Origin of the sequence: Streptomyces sp. NPDC048172 (assembly GCF_043202595.1) — a bacterium.
In the GTDB taxonomy this organism is placed as follows: domain Bacteria; phylum Actinomycetota; class Actinomycetes; order Streptomycetales; family Streptomycetaceae; genus Streptomyces.
Map to the genome: position 1 here is coordinate 643,479 of NZ_JBIDAT010000003.1, position 22,298 is coordinate 665,776.

The window sequence follows — 22,298 nt, forward strand, 5'->3', positions numbered from 1 at the left end:
GGAAGGGTGCCCCCGTCGACGCGCGCATACGGGAGCGCACGGGAGCGGCGGGGGAGCACCGCGCCGCCGGGCGGTGGCTCAGATTCCGGGCCGGTAGCGCAGGGGGTGGTCGTCGGGGACCTGTACGACGCAGATGCGCACCCCGTCCGGGTCGGCGATCCACATCTCGACCAGGCCCCACGGCTCCTTCACCGGCGGGCGCAGCACCGTGACCCCGGCCGCCGCCAGCTCCGCGTGCGCCGCCCCGGCGTCGGCGACCTGGAGCCAGAGCTGGAGTCCGGGGGCCGGGGGCTCCTCGGAGCGGCCCGAGACCTCCAGGAAGCCGCCGCCCAGGAAGTAGACGGTCCCGCGCTCGGGCCCCGTGCCGAACTCGCGGGCGATGTCGAGGCCGAGCGCCTCCCCGTAGAAGGCGCGGGTCCGCTCGGGGTCGGTGGGCCGCAGCAGTGTCCGGCTGCTCAGTACGTGCACCATGCTCAGGACTGTAGTGCGGGACGTCGGCGTTAGGCTCCGGGAACATGACCGACACCACGCGGGAGCACCCGCAGGACAAGCAGAACGAGCACGACGGGCAGGACGAGCACGCCCCGCACGGCACCCGCCTCGCCTTCCGGACGGCCGTCGAGGACGACATCCCCGCCCTCACGGAGCTGGTCGAGTCGGCGTACCGGGGCGACTCCAGCCGCGCGGGCTGGACCACCGAGGCCGATCTCCTGGAGGGGCAGCGGACCGACCCCGAGGGGGTGGCCACCGTGGTCAGGGACCCCAAGAGCCTGATGCTCGTGGTCGAGCGCGAGGGCGGGATCGTCGCCTGCTGCCAGCTGGAGCACAAGGGCGCGCACGCGTACTTCGGCATGTTCGCCGTCCGCCCCGGGCTCCAGGGCGGCGGGCTGGGGCGCGCGGTGCTGGAGGAGGCCGAGCGCACGGCGCGCGAGCAGTGGGGCGCCACCGAGATGCAGATGCAGGTCATCAAGCAGCGCGAGGACCTGATCGCCTGGTACGTGCGCCGGGGCTACGCCCGTACGGGAAAGCTCAGCCCCTTCCCGTACGGCGACGAGCGCTTCGGCATCCCGCAGCGCGCCGACCTGGCCTTCGAGCTGCTGGTCAAGCCGCTGAGCTGACCGCCCGGCAGACGCTGGGCATGTCGGTCACGACACCGTCGAGGTTCAGCTCGCGGACGCGGGCGAGGTCCTCGTCGGTGTTGACCGTCCAGCTGATGACCTTGATCCCGGCATCGTGGCAGCGGGCGACGATGTCCTCGTCGATGTGGCACAGCTCCAGCGAGACCATGCCCGCGCCCAGGTCCCGGGCCCGCTCCGGCGCGGTCGGCGAGGACTTCCCCGCCACCAGCACCAGCGGGATGCCGGGCAGCAGGGAGCGGGTCTCGCGCAGCGCCTCGACGTGGAAGGAGATCACGGTGACGCGGTCGTGGAGGCCGCGCTTCTCGATCACCCCGGCCAGCACGCGCGCCGCCGCGCGGTCCTTGATCTCCGCCTGGAGCGGCTTGGCCACCGCGTCCACGACCTCCTCGAAGACGGGGATCCGCTCGCCCCCGCCCGCGTCCAGCTCGCGCAGCTCGGCGAGGGTGAACTCGCCGATCGGCCCGGTGCCGTCGGTCGTCCGCGCGACGTCGGCGTCGTGCATCACCACCAGCTCGCCGTCCTTGCTGAGGTGCAGGTCGAGCTCGATGACGTCGAGCCCCTCGCGTTCGGCGCGGGCGAAGGAGCGGAGGGTGTTCTCGGGCTCGACGCCCATGACGCCGCGGTGTCCGACGGTGAGCAGTGGCACGGTGCGCTCTCGCTTTCCTGCGGTGACGGTCCGGCCGTCCGGCCGCCTGACGGCCGGGAGGCACCGCACAGGGTAACGGCCGACGGTACGTCTCTTGCCTTCTCCATCTCTGACTACTAGTCATATTTCGAATAGGCATAGTCAGCTAGTCGGCACCGGGAGGACGGCAGACATGAAGTTCTCGCTCATCTTCGAGGCCCAGCTCGCGGACCCCACCGTCGCGCGCGAGCACCAGCTCTTCCGGGACAGCGTCGAACAGGCGGTGCTCGCCGAGCGCATGGGCTTCGACCGGATCTGGGCCGTCGAGCACCACGCGCTCAAGTGGTACGCGCACATGAGCGCGCCGGAGATCTTCCTGACCTGGGTCGCGGCCAGGACCAGCACCATCCGCGTCGGGCACGGCGTCGTGTGTATGCCCTTCAACTTCAACCACCCCGTACGGGTCGCCGAGCGCGCCGCCACGCTCGACCTGCTCTCCGGCGGACGGCTCGACCTCGGCGCGGGGCGCGGCGGCACGCTCCAGGAGACCTCGCTGTGCGGGGTGGACAAGGAGCGCACCACGCAGGAGGTCGAGGAGGCGCTGCGGATCATCGGCGCCGCCTGGCAGAAGGACGAGCTGGAGCACCACGGCGAGCTGCTCGACATCGGGCCGCACCCGATCCTGCCCCGCCCCGCGCAGGCCCCGCACCCGCCGCTCTTCCTCGCCTGCAGCCGCGCCGAGACCCTCGCCCAGGCCGCCGAACTCGGCGTCGGCGCCCTCGTGATGGGCTTCGCCGGGCCCGATTCCGTCCGCGAGATGCGCGCCGCCTACGACGCGGCCCGCGCGGCACGCGACGGCTCCCGCCTCGTCTCCACGGAGGTCAACGACCACTTCTCCGTGCTCTGCCCCACGATCGTCCTCGACGACGCCGAGCGCGCCCGCGCCGTCGGCATCCGGGGCCAGCGGTTCTTCGCGCAGGCCATCAGCCACTGGTACGGCGGCGGGGGCGTGCCCGACGAGGCCGTGGTGGAGGGCGCCGACGGGGAGGCCGAGGCGGCCGAGATGCGCCGGGCCGCCGAGCAGGTCGCCGCCACGCTCCACGAGCAGAGCATCCCCGTCCGCCCCAGCTCCACCGCCACCTTCCACGCCGACCACGCCTACGGCGGCGCCGAGGACGCGATCGCGTACGTGGAGCGGCTGCGCGCGGCCGGGGCCGACGAGATCATGTGCCTCGTCCAGATGGGCACCGTCCCCCAGGAGGCGTGCCTGGAGACCATCCGGCAGTGGGGCGAGAAGGTCATCCCGCACTTCCGTGCGGGCGCGGAGGACGCCCGGTGAGCGCCGACCGGCTCGCGCCCGCCGCGCGCCCCCTCGTGCACGCCCTGAGCGCCGCCTTCCCGGACGTCGGCGGCACTGTCACCGACGCCGCCGAGGCCCGCCGGATCCTGGACGCCGCTCCCGCCAGCGCCGGACCGCCGCCCCCGGTGCGCGAGACGCTCGACCGCACGATCCCCGGCCCGGAGGGCGCCCCGCCGCTCCCCGTGCGGATCTACCGCCCGTACGGGGACGACGAGGGGCCCCGTCCCACTGTCGTCTACCTCCACGGCGGCGGCTGGGTGCTCTGCGGCCTCGACAGCCACGACCGTACGGTCCGCACCCTGTGCCGTACGTCCGGTGCCGTGGTCGTCTCCGTCGCCCACCGGCTCGCGCCCGAGGCGCGCTTCCCCGAGCCCGTGCGCGACGCGTACGCCGCGGTGCGCTGGGCCGCCGCGCGCCTCGGCGCCCTGGGCGGGGCCCCCGGGGCGCTCGTCGTCGCGGGCGACAGCTCGGGCGGGAACCTGGCCGCTGCCGCCGCGCTCATGGCCCGCGATCTCGGCGGGCCCCGGATCGCGCTCCAGGTGCTGGTCTACCCGGTGACCGATTCCCGCGCGGTGACCGATTCGTACCGCCGCAACGCGGAGGGCTACTACCTCACCCGGCGGGCCATGCGCTGGTTCGCCGAGCAGTACTTCGGTCCGGACGGGGACCGCGACCACCCCTACGCGGCGCCCGTACGGGCCGATCTGACGGGGATGCCGCCCGCCCACGTCGTCACGGCGGGGTGCGACCCCCTGTGCGACGAGGGGCGGGCGTACGCGGAACGGCTGAGGAGCGCGGGGACCCCCGTGACGGAGGCGCACCACCCGGCGATGTTCCACGGCTTCCTGGCCTTCGGGGACCTGCTGCCGGAGGCCGCGGAGGCCATGGGGGGTTTGGGCAGAGCTATCGTGGAGACAGTCCCGGGCAGGAAGATCGGCGGTGGTGACCCCGGTCTCACCGCATAATCTCCTGTCACTTCCCCTTGAGCGGGGATGCCCCACACGGATACGGTTCCTTAACGCGAGTTTCTTCTGTGGAGGGGTCATCATGACGGAAATTCTTTCGCCATCGACTTCCGGTGGCGGCGTTCTGCCGTCCGAGCGCGTGGTCGACCACCCCGCCTGGACCGTGCTGAAGGACGCTGTCGAGGCCGTCCGGCCCTGGCAGTCCAAGGACGGCTCGATCGACTTCGAGGCCGAGGAGGCGCCCGCGCCCCAGGCCGTGCGCGAGCTGATCGGGACGATCACCGGTGCGGTCGAGGAGCTCGCGCCGCTGCTGCCGCACGACGAGGCGTACCACCGCGCGCTCGTCGCCGACCTGGGCCGCTGGGCGGACGGGGGCTTCGGCGTCCCGGACTTCCTGGACTCCCTGCTGGCCTTCCACCCCGCGCAGCACCGCGAGGACGGGCTCCAGCACCTCGTCGTCTTCCCGATGTACACCCAGAACGGCAACCCGGACCGGAACCTGGAGGCCCTCGTCCTCCGCATGGTCTGGCCCGACTGGCTGGCCGAGCTGGAGCGCACGCGTTACGACAACCCGCTCTTCTGCGGCATCACCTTCGAGGACTTCACCAGCGGGTACGACACGCACTCCGCGGTGCTCTTCCCCGAGACCATCGCCGTGCGCGAGGCCCCCGAGCGCTTCACCTGGGGCGGCATCTTCTGTGACCGCGAGGCGGCCCGCTTCCGCCGCGTCGTCGAGGCGGCCTGCGACGTGACCAAGCTCGAACTGCCCGAGGAGGCGCGCGTCCTCCTCGCCGACCAGGAGCGCTGCCAGCAGACCTTCGTGCTCTGGGACATGGTCCACGACCGCACCCACAGCCACGGCGACCTGCCCTTCGACCCCTTCATGATCAAGCAGCGCCAGCCGTTCTGGATGTACGGGCTGGAGGAGCTGCGCTGCGACCTCACCGCCTTCCACGAGGCCGTGAAGCTGGAGGCCGACGGCTACGCGCAGGGTCGGGACGTGCAGTTCGCGGTGATCCTGGAGCGCCTCTTCCGCTTCCCCGTCACCGGCGAGCGCAAGCGCAACTACGACGGCCTGGGCGGCCAGTTGCTCTTCGCCTACCTCCACCAGCACGACGCGCTGCGCTGGACCGACAACCGGCTCAGCATCGACTGGGACCGCGCGCGCGAGGTGACCGTACGGCTGCGCGAGGAGATCGAGGAGCTGTACCGGGCCGGCATCGACCGCCCCAAGCTCGTCCACTGGTTCAAGGCGTACGAGCTGGTCTCGGGCTATCTCGCCCCGCACCCGGGCTCGACCTGGGCCAAGGGCCCGGACGCGCTCGACCTCAGCCTGCCGCCCCGCAAGCTCGTGGACGAGGTGCTCCCGGACGAGTTTCCGCTCAGCATGTTCTATGAGGCACTCGCCAAGAAGCTGCGGCGTGTGATCGCATCGACCGAGGGGATCACCGCACGGACCCCGGCCGCCGCGGCGGCGTGAGCGGGGGACGGGCGGCTTGAGCGACAGCGCAGTGCCAGGAGCGAGGAGGCGACGAGGATGACGGACGCGACAGAGACGACCGCGAAGGGTTACGAGGGGAACGGCAAGGGGCGGCTGGAGGGTTCCGTCATCGCCGTCGCGGGCGCCGCGGGCCCCGCCGGGCAGGCCACGCTGCTGCGTCTCGCCGAGGAGGGCGCCACGGTTGTGGCCGCCGACGCGGACGCCGAGCGCCTCGCGAAGGCCGTGGACGCCGCCCGGTTCGCGCACGGCGGCGCGACCGTCACGGGCGACACCGTCGACCTCCTCAGCCTGGACGCGACCCGGGAGTGGGCGACCAGGACCGAGAAGGAGTTCGGCCGCATCGACGGGCTCGTCCACCTCGTGGGCGGCTGGCGCGGCTCGGCGTCCTTCGCCGAGACCGACCTCGCCGACTGGGACACCCTGCACAATCTGCTGCTGCGCACCCTCCAGCACACCTCGCTCGCCTTCGAGGCCCCGCTGGAGCGCAGCGGCAAGGGGCGCTTCGTCCTCGTGAGCGCCGCGGGCGCCTCCAAGCCCACGGCGGGGAACGCGGCGTACGCCGCGTCGAAGGCCGCCGCCGAGGCGTGGACGCTGGCGCTGGGCGACGCCTTCCGCAAGGCGGGGGGCGAGGACGGGCCTGCCGCCGCTGCTGTCATCCTGGTGGTCAAGGCGTTGGTGCACGACCAGATGAGGCAGGACCGGCCGAACGCGAAGTTCGCCGGGTTCACGGACGTCAAGGACCTGGCCGAGGCCATCGCCACGACCTGGACCAAGCCCGCCGAAGAGCTGAACGGAACCCGCCTGTGGCTGACGCCCCGTCCATGAAGGATCTGCCGATCCTGACCGACCCCAAGGCCCCGAAGACGGACGCCAAGCGCCGCCACGACCCGGAGGTCCGCGGCTTCGCCAGCGACAACTACGCGGGCGTGCACCCGGAGATCCTGGCGGCGCTCGCCCTCGCCAACGGGGGCCACCAGTCCGCCTACGGCGCGGACGAGTACACCGACCACCTCCAGCGCGTCGTGCGCGGCCACTTCGGGCCGCGGGCCGAGGCGTACCCGGTCTTCAACGGCACGGGGGCGAACGTCGTCGCGCTCCAGGCCCTCACCGACCGCTGGGGCGCCGTCATCTGCGCCGACACCGCGCACATCCACGTCGACGAGTGCGGGGCCCCGGAGCGCGTGGGCGGCCTGAAGCTGCTCACCGTGCCCACCGAGGACGGCAAGCTCACGCCGGAGCTGATCGACCGCGAGGCGTTCGGCTGGGACGACGAGCACCGGGCCATGCCGCAGGTCGTCTCGCTCGCCCAGAACACCGAACTCGGCACGCTGTACACGGTCGAGGAGATACGCGCGATCGTCGACCACGCCCACGAGCGGGGCATGAAGGTCCACCTCGACGGCGCCCGTATCGCCAACGCCGCCGCAGCGCTGGACGTCCCCATGCGGACGTTCACCAACGCGGCGGGCGTGGACATCCTCTCCCTGGGCGGCACCAAGAACGGGATGATGTTCGGCGAGGCCGTCGTCGTGCTGAACCCGGACGCGGTCGGCGCGATGAAGCATCTGCGGAAGCTGTCGATGCAGCTCACCTCCAAGATGCGGTTCGTCTCGGCCCAGTTCGACGCGCTGCTCTCCGGCGACCTGTGGCTGCGCAACGCGCGGCACGCCAACGCGATGGCGCAGCGCCTCGCGGAGGGCGTCAAGACGGTCGACGGCGTGGAGATCCTCCACCCGGTCGAGGCCAACGCGGTCTTCGCGCGCCTGCCGCACGACGTCAGCGAGCGCCTCCAGAAGCGGTACCGCTTCTACTTCTGGGACGAGGCGGCGGGCGACGTCCGCTGGATGTGCTCGTTCGACACGACCGAGCAGGACGTGGACGGTTTCGTCGCGGCGCTCCGCGAGGAGATGGCCCGCTAGCCGTACCTCGCCTACGTCTGCGTATCTCGTGACTTGTCGCGCGAGTCGCAGTAGAACATGTCCTCATTCGCCCCGTGGGAGGAATGCGGACATGGGTCACAAGACGCAGTGCGACAAGGGCTTTACGGGTATCTCGCGGCGCGCGTTCGTCGCTGGAACCGGTTCCCTTCTGGGGGCGGCGGCGCTCGCCGGGACAGGCGTCGCCGTCCGGGCGGGCGCCGCGTCGGCCGCCGGGCCGGTCGAGTCGGGCGCGCAGCTGCAGGCCCTGGTGATCGGCACCGGCTACGGCGGCTCTGTGGCCGCGCTGCGGCTCGCGGAGGCGGGCGTCGAGGTGCACATGGCCGAGATGGGCATGGCCTGGGACACCCCGGACGCGGACGGCAAGATCTTCGCCAACACCACGCGCCCCGACAGACGTTCCTACTGGCTGAGAACCAGAACCAAGCAGCCGCTGAGCAACTTCCTCGGCTTCCCGCTCGACAAGAACATCCCCCGCTACACCGGGATCCTGGACGCCGAGGAGTTCAGCGGCATCATCGTCTACCAGGGCCGGGGCGTCGGGGGCGGCTCGCTGGTCAACGGCGGGATGGCGGTGACCCCGCGGCGCGAGCGGCTGGGCGCGATCCTGCCGACGGTCGACGCGGGGGAGATGTACGACCGCTACTACCCGCGCGCCCGCGCCGGGCTGGAGGTCAACGAGGTCGACACGGCCTGGTGGGAGTCGGCGGACTGCTACAAGTACGCCCGGGTGGGCCGCAAGCACGCCGAGCGCTCCGGCTTCCCGTACCTCCTCGTGCCGAACGTCTACGACTTCGCGTATATGAGGCAGGAGGAGGCCGGGAGCGTCCCCAGGTCGGCCCTGGACGGCGAGATCCTCTACGGCAACAACCACGGCAAGAGGTCGCTCCAGAAGACCTATCTCGCGCGCGCCAGGGCGACGGGCCGGGTCACCGTCTCGCCGCTGCACAAGGTCACCTCCGTCACCCCGGCCTCCGGCGGCGGCTACACCGTCGTCATCGAGCAGCTCGACACCGCGGGGCAGCGCGTGGCGACCAAGACCGTGACGGCGCAACGGGTGTTCTTCGCCGCGGGCAGCGTCGGCACCAGCAAGCTGCTGACGAAGCTCCGGGCGACCGGCGCGCTCCCCGCGCTGAGCGCCGAGGTCGGCAAGGGCTGGGGCGACAACGGGAACGTCATGTGCGGCCGCGCCAACCACCTGTGGGACCCGACGGGCAGCCTCCAGGCGTCGATGCCCACGCTCGGCATCGACAACTGGGACGCGGGCGGCGCGTTCGCCGAGGTGGCGCCGCTGCCCACGGGGATCGAGACGTACGCCTCGTTCTACCTGTCCATCACCGACACCCCGCACCGCGCCGAGTTCAGCTGGAACGCGGCGGCGGAGCGCGTCGAGCTGAGCTGGCAGCGGGCCTGGAAGCAGCAGTCCGTCGACATGGCGAAGTCCATCTTCGACAAGATCAACAAGAAGGAGGGGACGATCTACCGCACCGACCTCTTCGGCACCTACAAGATCTGGGGCGACCACCTCACCTACCACCCGCTGGGCGGCGCCGTGCTGGACAGGGCGACGGACAACTGGGGCCGCCTGCGCGGCTACAGCGGGCTGTACGCCATCGACGGCTCGCTGATCCCGGGGAACACGACCGTCAATCCCTTCGTCACCATCACGGCGCTCGCCGAGCGCAACATCGAGAAAATCGTCGCCACCGATCTGTGAGTGTCAGCGGCCGGGCAGCGCGCAGGCGGTGTCCAGGCCCAGCACGTGGTTGAGCCTGCCGAACGCCAGCCAGGAGCCGATGCTCATGCTCAGCTCCACGATCTCCGCCTGGCTGTAGTGCGCGGTCATCCGGGCCCAGAACTCCTCGTCGAGGCCGTGGTGGTCCACGGCGTACCGCTCCGCGTACTCGGCCGCCAGCCGGGTGCGTACCTCGAAGTCCGGGGCCGTGCGCCAGGCGGCCACGGCCTCGGCGAAGCCCTCCTCGACCTTCACGCCGTCGCGTTCCGTGCGCCAGTCCAGGCAGAACGCGCACCCGTTGAGCTGGGCGATCCGCAGCCGCGCGGCCTCGAACTCGCGGAGCCCGAGCGTCGTGTGCTCGTACACCGCCAGCGAGAAGTGCGAGGCGGCCGGGCCGATGCCGGGGACCATCTCGCCCCACACGTACGCGATGGGGTCCTTTCCCTCGGGGACGTCGACGATCACGACTGCTTCCTCCCCAGCTTGCCGACGGCCGGGCGCACCGGGACGTCGAGCGCGTCGTACAGCCCGGGTTCCGCCTCCGCGAGCCAGCCGATGGCACCCACCAGGCGGCCCACCGCCGTGGCGTTGCCCCCGGCGGAGCGGTTGCCGCCCTCGTCCGTGGCCTCCACCGTGACCTCGATCCGGGGACGGCCCTCGACGATCACCCGGTGCGCGCCGTCCCCGCCGTCGGGCGGCAGCGGCCAGTCGCGGGCGCAGGACGGGTGGATACGGGTGATGTGCTCGACCACGAGGAGCGGCTCGCCCCCGACGATCCCCTGCACCTCGAAGCGCACGGCGCCCTGGGTGCCCGCCTCGAACGTGCCCATGGAACGGGTGGTGACCGTCGACTCCAGCGGGCGCCGGTCCGAGGTCTCGCGGAGCCCGTCGAGCTCGGCCCCGAGGGCCCGCGCCATCAGCCGCACCTGCCCGCCCCACAGCGTCGTCGGGACGGTCGCCGCGAGCATCGGCGGCGCGTACTCCATGGGGTGGCCCATGCCGACCAGGTCGCGGACGGCCTCGGGCTGGTCGTAGGTGGAGTAGTCGAAGATCTCCTGGCAGCGGATCGCGTCCACCGTCGTGCCGAGACCGCTGAGCAGCAGCGGCAGCACGTCGTTGGCCCAGCCCGGGTCGACGCCGGAGACGAAGAGCGAGCCGCCGCCCTCGGCGATCGCCGCCAGCACCGGGTCCCGCAGCTCGGAGGGGGCGCTGTGCGGGTCGTAGAGCGTGTGCAGCGAGGGCGTGACGACCACGGCCCCGGTGCGCAGCACCCTGACGATGTCGGCGAGCGCCTCGGCGGGGCGCAGGTCGCCGGAGGCGGCGTACACCACGGCGCGTGGCCGGGCCGCCAGTGTCGCGTCCACGTCGTCGGTGGCGGCCACCCCCAGATCGCGGCCGAGCCCGGCGAGGCGCCCCGCGTCGGCGCCCACCTTCCCGGCGTCGTGGACGAGGACGGCCGCGAGGCTCAGCCCCGGATCCGCCTCGACCGCACGGAGGGCTGCGCGCCCGACATTCCCGGTACCCCAGACAACCGTCGGAATCATGCGGCGGAGGGTAGCGACGGGAGGCGGAGGTTCCCAGAGGCGTGCGCGACCGGCTTCCGTCACCCACAAGATGCATGATTATGCACTGCAGAGTAAATATATTGAACTACGGCCCGGGGCTCCGTACGCTCCCGGCATGCAGCTCACACCTGTCACCGCGGACGAGTCCGCCTACCTCGTCGCCGACGCCGCTGTCGACCACGCCCACCCGCTCGTACGGGAGACCGCGGCGCGGCTGAGTGCCGGGGCCGACGACCTCACCGCGTACGCGCGCGCCGCCTTCGAGCTCGTGCGCGACACCGTCACGCACTCCGCCGACGCGGACGACCCCCGTATCACCTGGCGCGCCTCCGACGTGCTGGAGCAGGGGACCGGGATCTGCCACGCGAAGGCCCACGCGCTCGTGGCGCTGCTGCGCGCCGAGGGCGTGCCTTCCGGGTTCTGCTACCAGAAGCTCGACGTGCTGCACGGGCTGATCGCGCTGAGGCTCCCGGGTGGCCGCTGGATCCGCCAGGACCCCCGCGGCAACAAGCCAGGTGTGAATGCCCAGTTCCGCCTCGACCGCGAGCAGCTCGCCTGGCCCGTACGCGCCGAGAAGGGCGAGTGCGACTACCCGGTGCTCTACGCGGAGCCGCATCCCGTCGTCCTGCGGGCCCTCCAGGGGGCCACGGACAGGGCTCAGCTGTGGCGGCTTCTGGACACCGCGCTGTAGGGCCGGCGTCGCTGACGTGGCCTGATCCGTACGGCTGCGCGGCCGCCGGTGTTTGCTCCCGGGGTTCCGTGAGAAAGATGGCCAATGCATAGATGGCACATACACGTAACTCCGGAGGGTGACATGTGCGGAATCACCGGGTGGGTCTCCTACGCGCGCGACCTGGTGGCGGAGCGGGCGACCGTCGACGCGATGACCGCGACCATGTCCTGCCGCGGACCCGACGACTCCGGTACCTGGATCTCCGGGCCCGCCGCGCTGGGGCACCGCAGGCTGGCGATCATCGACCTGCCGGGCGGCACGCAGCCCATGACCGTCCGGACCGACGGGGGCCCTGTGGCGCTCGTCTACTCGGGGGAGACCTACAACTACACCGAGCTGCGCCGTGAACTCGCCGCGCGCGGCCACCGGTTCACCACCGACTCCGACACCGAGGTCGTACTCCACGCCTACCTGGAGTGGGGCACGGCCCTCGCGGAGCGGCTCAACGGGATGTACGCGTTCGCCGTCTGGGACGGGCGCACCCGGCGGCTCGTCATGGTCCGCGACCGGATGGGCATCAAACCCCTCTGCTACGCCGAGACGCCCGACGGCGTCCTCTTCGGCTCCGAGCCCAAGGCGATCCTCGCCAACCCGCACGCCCGCCGCGAGGTCACCCTCGACGGGCTGCGCGAGCTGATGGCCTTCGTGAAGACGCCCGGCCACGCCGTCTGGGAGGGCATGCGCGAGGTCGAGCCCGGCACGGTCGTCACCGTGAGCCCCGGGGGCGTCCGCACGGACGTCTACTGGCGGCTGGAGACCCGGCCGCACCCCGACGGCAAGGACGAGACGATCGCGCACGTACGGGCGCTCATGGACGACATCGTGCGCCGCCAGCTCGTCTCCGACGTGCCCCGCTGCACCCTGCTCTCCGGCGGCCTGGACTCCTCGGCCATGACCGCGCTGGCCGCGCGGCAGCTCGCGGAGAGCGGCGAGACCGTGCGCAGCTTCGCGGTGGACTTCGTCGGCCAGACCGAGAACTTCGTCGCCGACGCGCTCCGCGCCACCCCCGACACGCCCTACGTCCACGACGTGGCCCGCGACTCCGGCACCGAGCACCAGGACATCGTCCTGGACTCCGGTCAGCTCGCCGACCCCGAGGTGCGCTCCCGGGTGATCAGGGCACGGGACCTGCCCGCCGGGTTCGGCGACATGGACGCCTCGCTCTACCTGCTCTTCAAGGCGATACGGGAGCACTCGACCGTCGCGCTCTCCGGGGAGTCGGCCGACGAGGTCTTCGGCGGCTACAAGCAGTTCTTCGACCCCGAGGCGTGCCGCGCCCGGACCTTCCCCTGGCTCGTACGGATGGCCGAACAGCTCGGCGACGACGGGGACATCCTCACCGAACCCCTCTCACGCGCCCTCGACCTGCCCGGCTACGTCGCGGACAGCTACGCCTCGGCCGTCTCCGGCATCGAGCGCCTCGACGGCGAGAGCGACGGGGAGTTCCGGATGCGGCGCGTCAGCCATCTGCACCTCACCCGCTTCGTCCGCGTCCTCCTCGACCGCAAGGACCGGGCGAGCATGGCCATCGGCCTGGAGGTCCGCGTCCCGTTCTGCGACCACCGGCTCGTCGAGTACGTCTACAACGCGCCCTGGGCCCTCAAGTCCTTCGACGGGCGGGAGAAGAGCCTGCTGCGCGAGGCCACCGCCGACGTCCTGCCGCGCTCCGTCTACGAGCGCGTCAAGAGCCCGTACCCCTCCACGCAGGACCCGCGCTACCACGCGGCGCTTCAGGAGAGCGTCCGGGATCTGCTGGCCAAGCCCTCCCACCAGGTCTTCGACCTCGTCAGCAGGGCGTGGCTGGAGCGCGCGGTCAAGGACGGGGCGCCGCACCGGGCCCAGTCCGAGCGGCGCGGGCTGGAGCGCGCGCTCGACCTGGCGCTCTGGATCGACATCTACGCGCCGACGCTCACGCTCGGCTGAGACGGAACCGGCGAACCCCTACAGGGCCTGCGCCTGGGCGGGCGTCGGGGCCGTTCCGCCCAGGTGCGCGGGCATCCACCAGGAGTCCGCCGGGCCCTTGGGGCTCACCGGGTACGCGCGCTGGGCCGCCTCCAGCAGCTCCTGCACCCGCTCGCGCAGCCGCTCGGTCACCGTCACCGCCGACTCGTCGGCGCCCGGGTGCAGGGGCTCGCCCACGCGGATGCCGATCGGCACGTGGTTGCGGCCGAAGTCCCGCTTGTGTCCCTTGGTCCACAGCCGCTGGGTGCCCCAGAGCGCCACCGGGACCAGCGGCACCCGCGCCTCCTGCGCGAGGCGCGCCGCGCCCGACTTGAAGTCCTTGAGCGTGAAGGAGCGGGAGATGGTCGCCTCGGGGAAGACGCCGATGATCTCGCCCGAGCGCAGGGCCTTCAGCGCGTGCGCGTACGCGTTCTCCCCGCGGGAGCGGTCCACCGGAATGTGCTTCATCGCGCGCATCAGCGGCCCCGACACCTTGTGCCGGAAGACCGACTCCTTCGCCATGAAGCGCACCAGCCGCTTGGCCGGGCGGGCGGCGAGACCGCTGAAGATGAAGTCGAGGTAGCTGATGTGGTTGCTGACCAGCACGGCGCCGCCGTGCTTCGGCACGTGCTCCGTGCCCTGGATGTCGAACCGGAGGTCGAGCGCCTTGAACCAGGTCCGGGCCGCGCCGATCACCGGCGGGTAGAGGAGATCTGCCACGTGGGGGACCCTTCGTCTCGGGGCGGGACTGGTGAAACTTACGGACGCGTAACTTCGGCCTTCCGCAGATCGTTCCCTATGGCCCCGTTCATGGCTACCCCATGAACGGGTCAAGAGGGAGATCCTTGTCACGCGCACGCAGGCCGCCGGGGAGCCGCTGGGGCGCCCGGGGCAGACTGGAACCATGGAGGACGTGCGGGACGGGGAAGCGGCGGCGGTGGAGTGGATCGACGGCGGAGCGCTGGGGGAGCGGGCCACGCTCGTGCAGTTCTCCAGCGCCTTCTGCCAGCCCTGCCGGGCGACCCGGCGCACGCTGAGCGAGGTCGCCGCGATGGTCGAGGGCGTCGCGCACGTCGAGATCGACGCGGAGGACCGCCTCGACCTCGTCCGCGCGCTGGACATCCGGGGCACGCCGACCGTGTTCGTGCTCGACGCGCGCGGCCGGATCGTCCGGCGCGCCTCCGGGCAGCCCCGCCGGGCGGACGTGATCGCCGCGCTGGGAGAGGCCGTTGACGCCTCGACCGGCCCCTCGGCGTGATCCAGATCCCGCTCGCATTCCCTCGCTTCGCACGGTCCCGCGTGATGGAGTTGGGCTCGTCACTCTCCCCGTTGGCTAGGTCACAGTTCGCTGGTCTTGAGAACGGGGAATGTGCGGAGTGTACTGACGAGTAATATTGTGGACGGAGCATCGGTCCACCGGACCGGGACCCGTAAGTCGAAGCAGTAGGAGAGCCGGCGTGAGCTTGAGGATCGTTGTCTGTGTGAAGTACGTGCCTGACGCCACCGGTGACCGGCACTTCGCGGAGGACCTGACCACCGATCGCGAGTCGGTCGACGGCCTGCTCTCCGAGCTGGACGAGTACGCGGTGGAGCAGGCGCTCCAGATCGCGGACGAGGCCGACGACGCCGAGATCACGGTGCTGACCGTCGGTCCCGAGGACGCGAAGGACGCGCTGCGCAAGGCGCTTTCGATGGGGGCCGACAAGGCCGTGCACGTGGAGGACGACGACCTGCACGGCACCGACGCGCTCGGCACCTCGCTGGTCCTCGCCAAGGCCGTCGAGAAGACCGGTTACGACCTGGTGGTCTGCGGCATGGCCTCCACCGACGGCACCATGGGCGTGCTGCCCGCGATGCTCGCCGAGCGCCTCGGCGTGCCGCAGGTGACGCTCCTGTCGGAGGTCTCCGTCGAGGACGGCACCGTGAAGGGCCGCCGCGACGGCGACGCGGCCACCGAGCAGCTGGAGGCGTCGCTCCCGGCGGTCGTCTCGGTCACCGACCAGTCGGGCGAGGCCCGTTACCCCTCCTTCAAGGGGATCATGGCCGCGAAGAAGAAGCCGGTCGAGTCGCTGGACCTGGACGACCTCGACATCGAGGCCGAGGAGGTCGGCCTGGAGGGCGCCTGGACCAAGGTCGACGAGGCGAACGAGCGCCCGGCGCGCACCGCGGGCACCGTCGTCAAGGACGAGGGCGAGGGCGGCAAGCAGCTCGCCGAGTACCTCGCGGGCCAGAAGTTCATCTGAGCCGCAGCGCCCGACCGACCGACCCCTTTTCCTGGCAGGAGAAACAAGAACCATGGCTGAAGTCCTTGTCTACGTCGACCACGTGGACGGCGCAGTCCGCAAGCCCACCCTCGAACTGCTGACCCTCGCGCGCGGCATCGGCGAGCCGGTCGCGGTGCACCTCGGCCCGGGCGCCGAGGAGGCCGCCAAGGTCCTCGGCGAGTACGGCGCGACCCGTGTGCTGGCCGCCGACGCGCCGGAGTTCGGCGACTACCTCGTCGTCCCGAAGGTCGACGCGCTGCAGGCCGCCTACGACTCCGTGTCCCCGGCCGCCGTGCTGGTCCCCTCGTCCGCCGAGGGCAAGGAGATCGCGGCCCGCCTCGCGGTCCGTACCGGCTCGGGCATCATCACCGACGCGATCGACCTGGAGGCCGGTGACGAGGGTCCGGTGGCGACGCAGTCCGTCTTCGCGGCGGCGTTCACCACCAAGTCCCGCATCACCAGGGGCACCCCGGTCATCACCGTGAAGCCCAACTCGGCCGCCCCCGAGGCCGCCCCGGCCGCGGGCGCCGTCGAGCAGCTCGCCGTGACCTTCGGCGACGCGGCGACCGGCACCAAGGTCACCTCGCGCACCGCGCGCGAGTCGACCGGGCGTCCGGAGCTGACCGAGGCCGCGATCGTGGTCTCCGGCGGCCGCGGCGTCAACGGCGCCGAGAACTTCCCGGTGATCGAGGCACTCGCCGACTCGCTCGGCGCGGCCGTCGGCGCCTCGCGCGCCGCCGTGGACGCGGGCTGGTACCCGCACAGCCACCAGGTCGGCCAGACCGGCAAGTCGGTCTCCCCGCAGCTGTACATCGCCGCGGGCATCTCCGGCGCGATCCAGCACCGGGCCGGCATGCAGACCTCGAAGACCATCGTGGCCATCAACAAGGACGCCGAGGCCCCGATCTTCGACCTGGTCGACTACGGCATCGTCGGCGACCTCTTCGAGGTCGTCCCGCAGCTCACCGAGGAGGTCAAGACCCGCAAGGGCTGACCAGCTCCCTGGCTGGTGACCGGCCCCCGTACGCACCGCGTACGGGGGCCGCTCGCGTGCCCAGACCCTTGACGCCCAGGTCAGGCGGGGATTAGCTTCGCGGCACGGTTTCAACAAAATGTTGAGGAGTGGGAGTGTCGATGACGCACGGCGGGACGGTCAGCACCACCTTCGCGAAGTCCGTGGCGGACGGCGTCGCCGGTTCGCTCGCCGGCGTGGACGCCGAGCTGGCGCGCCGCTTCCCCGGCGACCCCGGCACCCGTCAGCCCGTCCACACCGTCTACGTCCCCGGCGACGCGATCACCGCCGGGACCCCGCGCGAGTGGGGCGACCAGGCCCTCGCGCTGCTGGACGCGCACGCCCCCGACGCGGAGGCGCTCGCCGGTGTCCTCGGGATCGACGCGGCGCTCGCCGGGCCCGTCCTCGCGCGCGTACGGGCCAAGCTGGAGCGCGAGCCGGTCGAGGACCTCAGGATCGACTTCGAGGACGGGTACGGGGTCCGCGCGGACGCCGAGGAGGACGCCCACGCGGCGCGCGCCGCCCGGCTCGTCGCCGACTGGGCCGAGGGGGAGGGCGGCCCCGCGTACGCGGGCATCCGCATGAAGTGCATGGAGGCCGCCGTGCGCGAGCGCGGCATCCGCACCCTCGACGTCTTCCTCACAGGCCTGATGGAGGCGGGCGGCCTGCCCGACGGGCTCGTGCTCACCCTGCCCAAGGTCACTTACGCCGAGCAGGTCGCCGCGATGACCCGGCTGTGCGAGGAGTTCGAGAAGGCCCACGGACTCGCACACGGCCGTCTCGGCTTCGAGATCCAGATCGAGACCACCCAGTCGATCCTCGGCCCCGACGGGCGCGCCACGGTCGCCCTCATGATCGACGCCGCCGACGGACGGGCCACCTCGCTGCACTACGGAACCTTCGACTACAGCGCCTCCTGCGGCGTCAGCGCCGCGCACCAGGCCCCCGACCACCCGGCCGCCGACCACGCCAAGGCCGTCATGCAGGCCGCGGCCGCGGGCACGGGCGTACGGCTGTCCGACGGCTCGACCAACGTCCTGCCGGTCGGCGGGGAGCAGGCCGTCCACGACGCGTGGCGGCTCCACCACCGCCTCGTACGGCGGGCGTTGGGCCGCGCGTACTACCAGGGCTGGGACATGCACCCGGGTCACCTCGTGACCCGTTACGCCGCCGTGTACGCCTTCTACCGCGAGGGCATGGCGCGCGCCGCCGAGCGGCTCGCCGCCTACGTCGGGCGCTCCGGCGGCGACGTGCTGGACGAGCCCGCCACCGCGCGCGCCCTCGGCGACTACCTGCTGCGCGGCCTGGACTGCGGAGCCCTCTCCTCCGCCGAGGTGACCGAAGCCTCGGGGCTGGAGCGGGCCCGGCTGGAGGAGCTCGCGGGGCGCAGGGCTCCCGTCTCATAAGCCGCATCAGGACCGTAGGCTGTCCCCCGTCACCATGTGATCGACCGACCACAGCGCGACAGGGGGACGAGGAACGGTGCGGAATCCGGGGGATACGGGGCCGGACGGCGGGAGCCGGGACGGCGGTGGCCGGGACGGTGCGGGAAGGCTGCTGGCGGGGCGCTACCGCGTCGCCGCCCAGCTCGGCCGGGGCGGCATGGGCGTGGTCTGGCGCGCCGTGGACGAGGTGCTCGGGCGCGAGGTCGCCGTCAAGGAACTGCGGACGTACACCGACGCGGGCGAGTACGAACTCGCCGAGCTGCACACGCGGATGCAGCGCGAGGCCCGCGCCGCGGCGCGCGTGCGGCACTCCGGCGTCATCGCCGTGCACGACGTCGCCCAGCACGAGGGCCGCCCGCTCATCGTGATGGAGCTCGTCGAGGGACCGTCGCTGGCCGACGTCCTCGACGAGCGTGGCACGCTCGACCCGGTGGAGGCCGCGCGGATCGGCGCCGCCGTGCTCGACGCGCTCGCCGCAGCGCACGCCGTCGGCGTGCTGCACCGCGACGTGAAGCCGGGCAACATCCTGCTGGACCGGCGGGCCGACGGGGGAGCGGGCGGCCGGGTCGTCCTCACCGACTTCGGCATCGCCGCCATGGAGGACCCCGACGACGGCAGGTCCACGCGCCTCACCAGCAGCGGCGAACTCGTCGGCTCGCTCGACTACCTTGCGCCCGAGCGCGCCAGCGGCGCCGAGCCGGGCCCGCCCTCCGACGTATGGGCGCTGGGCGCGACGCTGTACGCGGCGGTGGAGGGCGTCTCCCCGTTCCGCCGTACGTCCACGTGGTCGACGCTCGCGGCGATCGTCACCGAGCCGCTGCCCGAGCCGCGCAACGCGGGGGCGCTGGCGCCCGCGCTGGCCGAACTGCTGCACAAGGACCCGGCGTCACGCGCCGACGCGGTCCGCGCCACGACCCTGCTGAAGGCCGTCGCCTCGGGCGCCGCGCTCCCGCCGCCGCCCGCCACGGGGGGCGCGCCCTGGACGCCGTACACGCCGACGTCGCGCGACGCGGCGGCCCAGCCGCAGGGCGGCTTCGGACCGCCGCCCGTACCCACGCCCGAGCCCGTCCCGGCGCCCGCACATTCTTCCCCCGCGTCCGCGCCCCCTGCCACGCCCCGGGGGAAGCAGCGGCTCAAGGTCGTGGCCGCCGCCGTCGCGACCGTGCTGGTGGCCGGGGGCGGCGTCACGTACGCGCTCGTCAGCCAGAGCGGCGACGACGAGCGCTCCTCGCGCGCCTCCGACGCGCGCAGTCCCGGCGAGGGCGGCGAGGCGGCGCCCGGCGACGACGACGCGCGGAACGGGCGCATCGACAAGGGCGAGAAGGACAAGGGCGAGGGCAAGGAGAAGAAGACCTCCCGTCCGGACCCGGGCCGTTCCGCCTCCGCGAGCGGCAAGCCCGGAGCGGCCGCGGGCGGCGGCTCCGGCGGCGAGCGGGAGCAGGACGGCGGCAAGGGCGGGGACAAGGGCGACGCCGACGGCTCCGGCGGCAAGGGCGACGGCGGGGGCAAGGGGGACGGCGGCGACGGGGGCGGCTCCGGCGGCGGTTCCGGCGGTGGCGGGGGCGGAGGCGGCGGACCGGCGCCCGCGCCCGTCTGCCACGGCATCGGCGGCGGCAAGTTCAACTGCGACGTGTGGCGCGGCGCCACCTCGTACGACGGCGGCCACAAGCCCGTGGGCAAGCTCAACGCGGGCACCAACTACTTCTTCTGCCAGGTGAAGAAGCCCCAGCGCGAGACCTACGGGAAGTGGACGAACGTCTGGTGGGCGCGCACGGACGACGACAGCGGGAACGTCAACGTGTACGTCAGCGACGTCTACATCAAGGGCGGCGACAACGACAAGCCGCTGCCGGGCCTCCCCGTCTGCTGAATCGTCACGTCACTCACCCGCCAGCAGCCGTCCTGCCCCCGGCACCACCGGGGGCAGGCCCAGTTCGGTGAGGACGCGGTGCGTCGTCGCGGTCGCCGCCGTGAGCACCGGCAGGCCCGAGGCGTCCTCGACGTGCTGGACCGCCGACAGCGACGGCATCTGGACGCAGGCCGAGAGCACGATCGCGTCGGCGTCCGACACGTCCAGGCGACGCCAGTGCGTGCGCAGGTCGTCGGGGTCGAGACGGGCGACGGCGAGGTTGTCGGGGACCTCCAGGCTCAGCGCGTCCACCACCTCGGTCCCGGCGTCCTCGATGTAGGCGACGACCGTCTTCGTCAGCTCCTCCATGTACGGCGTGACGACCGCGACCCGCCGCGCGCCCAGCGCCGCGATGCCGTCGAGCAGCGCGCCCGCGCTGGAGACCACGGGCGCCCCGGAGCCCTCGTCGCGCAGCGCGGTCCTGATCTCCTCCTCCGCGACGCAGTGGTGTCCGGGGCCCTGCGCCATGATCGCGACGAGGCAGGCGGAGGCCACCACGTCGGGCCGCGCGTCGGCGAGTTCGCGCGAGGCCCGGTCGGTCTGCGCGTTCATCGCGCGCAGCTGCTCGGGCGTCACGTGCTTCATCCGCATCCTGCTGCTGTGGAACAGGAAGCGGTCCCCGGGCAGCGCCTCCTCGCGGGCGCGCAGCATGCGGGGCAGCTCGGTCTCCATCGTGAGGTTCGAGCTGGGCACGATCATGCCGATGTGGTGGTCCGTCACGGTCACGGGCGCGGTCACGGGCGCGGTCACGGGTCCTCCGGAGGAACGGTGGGTGTGGGTGGTCAGGTGTCCCCGCCCAGCGACTCCCAGTGGTCGGCGAGGGCGGTCAGCTCTCGCAGGAGCGCGTCGCGGCGTTCGGGCGGGTAGGGGGCGAGCAGCCGCTCGTCCAGGTCCCGCGCGCGGCCGTTGGCCTCGCGCAGGGCCTGCTCGCCCTGGTCGGTGAGGTAGAGCAGTTTGCGGCGGCCGTCGGCGGCGGCGGTGCGGCGCTCCAGGAGGCCGCGCTTCTCCAGCCGCCGGGCGACGTCCGCCATGGTCGAGGTGTCCAGCGCCACGGCGGACGCCATCGAGCTCTGGTCGCTGCCGGGCGCCGCGTGCACCGCGGTGAGGACGGCGAACTGCGGGCCCGTCAGTGTCGGGTCGACGGAGCGGACCCAGGCGGCCAGATACGCCTGGTAGAGGCGTCTGACCTGGTAGCCGGGGGCGGCTGTGAGGGCTTCGGGTGCCGTCGTGTGGAGGGTGGTCTTGTCAGCCATGGGCCCACTTAAGCACGGCAGTTGACGGCTCAGGCGAGCAGGCCGCGCACCGCGGCGCGCAGCCGGTCGAGGGCGCCTTCCGGGTTGTCCCAGAAGACCATGTGCCCGGCGTCCGGGATCCGCGTGAGCCGCGCGTCCGGCAGCGTACGGGCCGCCTCGTCGGCGCCCTCGGCCGTGACGACGGGGCTCTCCGCGCCGTACAGCAGCTCCACCGGCACGGGCACCGACGGCCACCAGTCGAAGAAGTCCTCCTCCTCGAAGCCGCGGTGGGTGCCCCGAATCGCCTCCTCGCCGCAGCTCGCCAGCCAGCGGGCGCGCAGCGCGCGCTCCCGGTGCGGCCAGCGCGGCCACGAGCGGCCGACCTCCTCCGCGTCCGTGCCGCGCCGGGCCTCGGCGAGCTGGCCCAGGAACGCGTCGAGCGTCGTCGGGTACGGGCCGCGCCCCGGCCCGCTCATCGGCGGGTCCACGAGGACGGCTCCGCGCAGGGGCGCCTTTCCCCGTACGGCCGTCGCGGCGGCGATACGGGCGCCCATCGAGTGCCCGAGGAGCAGGGGCCGGTCGAGCCCGAGCCCGTCGACGACGGCCTCGGTGTCCCCGGCGTACGCCTCCAGCCCGTACGAGGCGCCGTCGCCGGAGAGGCCGCGCCCGCGTACGTCCAGCACCAGCGGGCGTACGAGGTCCGTCAGCGCGCGGGCGACGAAGTCCATGGTGACGGCCGGGCTGGTGATGCCGGGCAGGATCAGCAGGGGGACGCCGTCGCCGCCGTAGTCCAGGACATGGAGGCGGGGCCCGTCGGGGGAGCCGTGGGAGACCCAGCGGCTGACCGCCGGGACGTCCGCGAGGTCGGCGGCGGCCTCGGGGGTGAGGAAGCGGGAGGGCAGGGACAACAGGGGGCTCCTTGGAGGGGCGGGGGG

Annotated in this window: 22 protein-coding genes; 14 read left to right on the forward strand and 8 right to left on the reverse strand. The window is 72.7% G+C overall.

Features of this window, described 5'->3' with window-relative positions:
* Positions 1 to 78: 78 nt before the first annotated feature.
* Positions 79 to 471, reverse strand: coding sequence for a VOC family protein (locus ACGF3A_RS16195; RefSeq protein WP_393730103.1), 393 nt, complete (start codon positions 469 to 471; stop codon positions 79 to 81).
* Positions 472 to 515: 44 nt separating this feature from the next.
* On the opposite strand from ACGF3A_RS16195, the gene ACGF3A_RS16200 reads away from it, so the two are divergent.
* On the forward strand, positions 516 to 1,118 hold the full coding sequence (locus ACGF3A_RS16200; protein WP_393730105.1) for a GNAT family N-acetyltransferase: 603 nt from the start codon (positions 516 to 518) through the stop codon (positions 1,116 to 1,118).
* On the opposite strand, the gene ACGF3A_RS16205 is transcribed toward ACGF3A_RS16200, so the two are convergent.
* Positions 1,102 to 1,785 carry a glycerophosphodiester phosphodiesterase gene (locus ACGF3A_RS16205; RefSeq protein WP_393730107.1) on the reverse strand — a complete coding sequence of 228 codons (684 nt, stop codon included), beginning with the start codon at positions 1,783 to 1,785 and terminating at the stop codon, positions 1,102 to 1,104. The two genes, ACGF3A_RS16200 and ACGF3A_RS16205, sit on opposite strands and share 17 nt — an antisense overlap.
* A 172-nt stretch (positions 1,786 to 1,957) precedes the next feature.
* Here ACGF3A_RS16205 and ACGF3A_RS16210 point away from each other — a divergent pair, with 172 nt between their 5' ends.
* The 6 genes from ACGF3A_RS16210 to ACGF3A_RS16235 all read left to right on the forward strand — a co-directional run bounded on the left by ACGF3A_RS16210 (position 1,958) and on the right by ACGF3A_RS16235 (position 9,244).
* Positions 1,958 to 3,103, forward strand: coding sequence for an LLM class flavin-dependent oxidoreductase (locus ACGF3A_RS16210; protein WP_393730109.1), 1,146 nt, complete (start codon positions 1,958 to 1,960; stop codon positions 3,101 to 3,103).
* On the forward strand, positions 3,100 to 4,089 hold the full coding sequence (locus ACGF3A_RS16215) for an alpha/beta hydrolase (protein ID WP_393730111.1): 990 nt from the start codon (positions 3,100 to 3,102) through the stop codon (positions 4,087 to 4,089). The genes ACGF3A_RS16210 and ACGF3A_RS16215 overlap by 4 nt, the downstream gene beginning before the upstream one ends.
* A gap of 82 nt (positions 4,090 to 4,171) precedes the next feature.
* Positions 4,172 to 5,569 carry a DUF6421 family protein gene (locus ACGF3A_RS16220; RefSeq protein WP_393730113.1) on the forward strand — a complete coding sequence of 466 codons (1,398 nt, stop codon included), beginning with the start codon at positions 4,172 to 4,174 and terminating at the stop codon, positions 5,567 to 5,569.
* A gap of 57 nt (positions 5,570 to 5,626) precedes the next feature.
* Positions 5,627 to 6,415, forward strand: coding sequence for an SDR family NAD(P)-dependent oxidoreductase (locus tag ACGF3A_RS16225; protein WP_393730115.1), 789 nt, complete (start codon positions 5,627 to 5,629; stop codon positions 6,413 to 6,415).
* Entirely contained in the window at positions 6,412 to 7,509 is a 1,098-nt protein-coding gene (locus ACGF3A_RS16230; RefSeq protein WP_393730117.1) for a threonine aldolase family protein, read from the forward strand. The genes ACGF3A_RS16225 and ACGF3A_RS16230 overlap by 4 nt, the downstream gene beginning before the upstream one ends.
* A 91-nt stretch (positions 7,510 to 7,600) precedes the next feature.
* Positions 7,601 to 9,244, forward strand: a complete 1,644-nt coding sequence (locus ACGF3A_RS16235) for a GMC oxidoreductase (RefSeq protein ID WP_393730119.1) — start codon at positions 7,601 to 7,603, stop codon at positions 9,242 to 9,244.
* A 3-nt stretch (positions 9,245 to 9,247) separates the two neighbouring features.
* Here ACGF3A_RS16235 and ACGF3A_RS16240 read toward each other — a convergent pair whose 3' ends face one another.
* Entirely contained in the window at positions 9,248 to 9,727 is a 480-nt protein-coding gene (locus tag ACGF3A_RS16240) for a carboxymuconolactone decarboxylase family protein (RefSeq protein WP_393730121.1), read from the reverse strand.
* A complete protein-coding gene (locus ACGF3A_RS16245; RefSeq protein ID WP_393730123.1) occupies positions 9,724 to 10,806 on the reverse strand; it encodes a dihydrodipicolinate reductase in 1,083 nt (360 codons plus the stop codon). The genes ACGF3A_RS16240 and ACGF3A_RS16245 overlap by 4 nt, the downstream gene beginning before the upstream one ends.
* A 136-nt stretch (positions 10,807 to 10,942) precedes the next feature.
* Here ACGF3A_RS16245 and ACGF3A_RS16250 point away from each other — a divergent pair, with 136 nt between their 5' ends.
* Together ACGF3A_RS16250 and asnB are read left to right on the forward strand one after the other, a co-directional pair.
* Positions 10,943 to 11,518, forward strand: a complete 576-nt coding sequence (locus ACGF3A_RS16250; protein WP_393730125.1) for a transglutaminase family protein — start codon at positions 10,943 to 10,945, stop codon at positions 11,516 to 11,518.
* 123 nt (positions 11,519 to 11,641) lie between these two features.
* Complete coding sequence (asnB, locus tag ACGF3A_RS16255; RefSeq protein ID WP_393730127.1) at positions 11,642 to 13,483, forward strand: asparagine synthase (glutamine-hydrolyzing); 1,842 nt, start codon at positions 11,642 to 11,644, stop codon at positions 13,481 to 13,483.
* 18 nt (positions 13,484 to 13,501) lie between these two features.
* On the opposite strand, the gene ACGF3A_RS16260 is transcribed toward asnB, so the two are convergent.
* The gene (locus ACGF3A_RS16260) at positions 13,502 to 14,221 is read right to left on the reverse strand and encodes a lysophospholipid acyltransferase family protein (protein WP_393730129.1); all 720 of its coding nucleotides are present in this window, start codon (positions 14,219 to 14,221) and stop codon (positions 13,502 to 13,504) included.
* Between the two features lie 184 nt (positions 14,222 to 14,405).
* Here ACGF3A_RS16260 and ACGF3A_RS16265 point away from each other — a divergent pair, with 184 nt between their 5' ends.
* The 5 genes from ACGF3A_RS16265 to ACGF3A_RS16285 all read left to right on the forward strand — a co-directional run bounded on the left by ACGF3A_RS16265 (position 14,406) and on the right by ACGF3A_RS16285 (position 20,092).
* Positions 14,406 to 14,759 carry a TlpA family protein disulfide reductase gene (locus ACGF3A_RS16265; RefSeq protein WP_393730131.1) on the forward strand — a complete coding sequence of 118 codons (354 nt, stop codon included), beginning with the start codon at positions 14,406 to 14,408 and terminating at the stop codon, positions 14,757 to 14,759.
* A 199-nt stretch (positions 14,760 to 14,958) separates the two neighbouring features.
* Positions 14,959 to 15,744, forward strand: a complete 786-nt coding sequence (locus ACGF3A_RS16270) for an electron transfer flavoprotein subunit beta/FixA family protein (RefSeq protein ID WP_393730133.1) — start codon at positions 14,959 to 14,961, stop codon at positions 15,742 to 15,744.
* Positions 15,745 to 15,796: 52 nt separating this feature from the next.
* Entirely contained in the window at positions 15,797 to 16,759 is a 963-nt protein-coding gene (locus tag ACGF3A_RS16275) for an electron transfer flavoprotein subunit alpha/FixB family protein (protein WP_393730135.1), read from the forward strand.
* Positions 16,760 to 16,899: 140 nt separating this feature from the next.
* Positions 16,900 to 18,183, forward strand: a complete 1,284-nt coding sequence (locus ACGF3A_RS16280) for a DUF6986 family protein (RefSeq protein WP_393730707.1) — start codon at positions 16,900 to 16,902, stop codon at positions 18,181 to 18,183.
* Positions 18,184 to 18,259: 76 nt separating this feature from the next.
* Positions 18,260 to 20,092, forward strand: a complete 1,833-nt coding sequence (locus tag ACGF3A_RS16285; RefSeq protein WP_393730137.1) for a serine/threonine-protein kinase — start codon at positions 18,260 to 18,262, stop codon at positions 20,090 to 20,092.
* Positions 20,093 to 20,101: 9 nt separating this feature from the next.
* On the opposite strand, the gene ACGF3A_RS16290 is transcribed toward ACGF3A_RS16285, so the two are convergent.
* The 3 genes from ACGF3A_RS16290 to ACGF3A_RS16300 all read right to left on the reverse strand — a co-directional run bounded on the left by ACGF3A_RS16290 (position 20,102) and on the right by ACGF3A_RS16300 (position 22,265).
* Positions 20,102 to 20,851 (reverse strand): Asp/Glu racemase, encoded by a 750-nt coding sequence (locus ACGF3A_RS16290; protein ID WP_393730709.1) that lies wholly within the window; start codon positions 20,849 to 20,851, stop codon positions 20,102 to 20,104.
* A 62-nt stretch (positions 20,852 to 20,913) separates the two neighbouring features.
* A complete protein-coding gene (locus ACGF3A_RS16295) occupies positions 20,914 to 21,384 on the reverse strand; it encodes a MarR family winged helix-turn-helix transcriptional regulator (RefSeq protein WP_393730139.1) in 471 nt (156 codons plus the stop codon).
* Positions 21,385 to 21,413: 29 nt separating this feature from the next.
* Complete coding sequence (locus ACGF3A_RS16300) at positions 21,414 to 22,265, reverse strand: alpha/beta fold hydrolase (RefSeq protein ID WP_393730711.1); 852 nt, start codon at positions 22,263 to 22,265, stop codon at positions 21,414 to 21,416.
* Positions 22,266 to 22,298 lie beyond the last annotated feature (33 nt).

Bases quoted from the DNA above. Each gene is read 5' to 3' on its own strand.
- ACGF3A_RS16195 (WP_393730103.1), bottom strand. From the start codon at position 471: ATGGTGCACGTACTGAGCAGCCGGACACTGCTGCGGCCCACCGACCCC.
- ACGF3A_RS16200 (WP_393730105.1), top strand. From the start codon at position 516: ATGACCGACACCACGCGGGAGCACCCGCAGGACAAGCAGAACGAGCAC.
- ACGF3A_RS16210 (WP_393730109.1), top strand. From the start codon at position 1,958: ATGAAGTTCTCGCTCATCTTCGAGGCCCAGCTCGCGGACCCCACCGTC.
- ACGF3A_RS16220 (WP_393730113.1), top strand. From the start codon at position 4,172: ATGACGGAAATTCTTTCGCCATCGACTTCCGGTGGCGGCGTTCTGCCG.
- ACGF3A_RS16225 (WP_393730115.1), top strand. From the start codon at position 5,627: ATGACGGACGCGACAGAGACGACCGCGAAGGGTTACGAGGGGAACGGC.
- ACGF3A_RS16230 (WP_393730117.1), top strand. From the start codon at position 6,412: ATGAAGGATCTGCCGATCCTGACCGACCCCAAGGCCCCGAAGACGGAC.
- ACGF3A_RS16235 (WP_393730119.1), top strand. From the start codon at position 7,601: ATGGGTCACAAGACGCAGTGCGACAAGGGCTTTACGGGTATCTCGCGG.
- ACGF3A_RS16245 (WP_393730123.1), bottom strand. From the start codon at position 10,806: ATGATTCCGACGGTTGTCTGGGGTACCGGGAATGTCGGGCGCGCAGCC.
- ACGF3A_RS16250 (WP_393730125.1), top strand. From the start codon at position 10,943: ATGCAGCTCACACCTGTCACCGCGGACGAGTCCGCCTACCTCGTCGCC.
- asnB (WP_393730127.1), top strand. From the start codon at position 11,642: ATGTGCGGAATCACCGGGTGGGTCTCCTACGCGCGCGACCTGGTGGCG.
- ACGF3A_RS16265 (WP_393730131.1), top strand. From the start codon at position 14,406: ATGGAGGACGTGCGGGACGGGGAAGCGGCGGCGGTGGAGTGGATCGAC.
- ACGF3A_RS16275 (WP_393730135.1), top strand. From the start codon at position 15,797: ATGGCTGAAGTCCTTGTCTACGTCGACCACGTGGACGGCGCAGTCCGC.
- ACGF3A_RS16280 (WP_393730707.1), top strand. From the start codon at position 16,900: ATGACGCACGGCGGGACGGTCAGCACCACCTTCGCGAAGTCCGTGGCG.
- ACGF3A_RS16295 (WP_393730139.1), bottom strand. From the start codon at position 21,384: ATGGCTGACAAGACCACCCTCCACACGACGGCACCCGAAGCCCTCACA.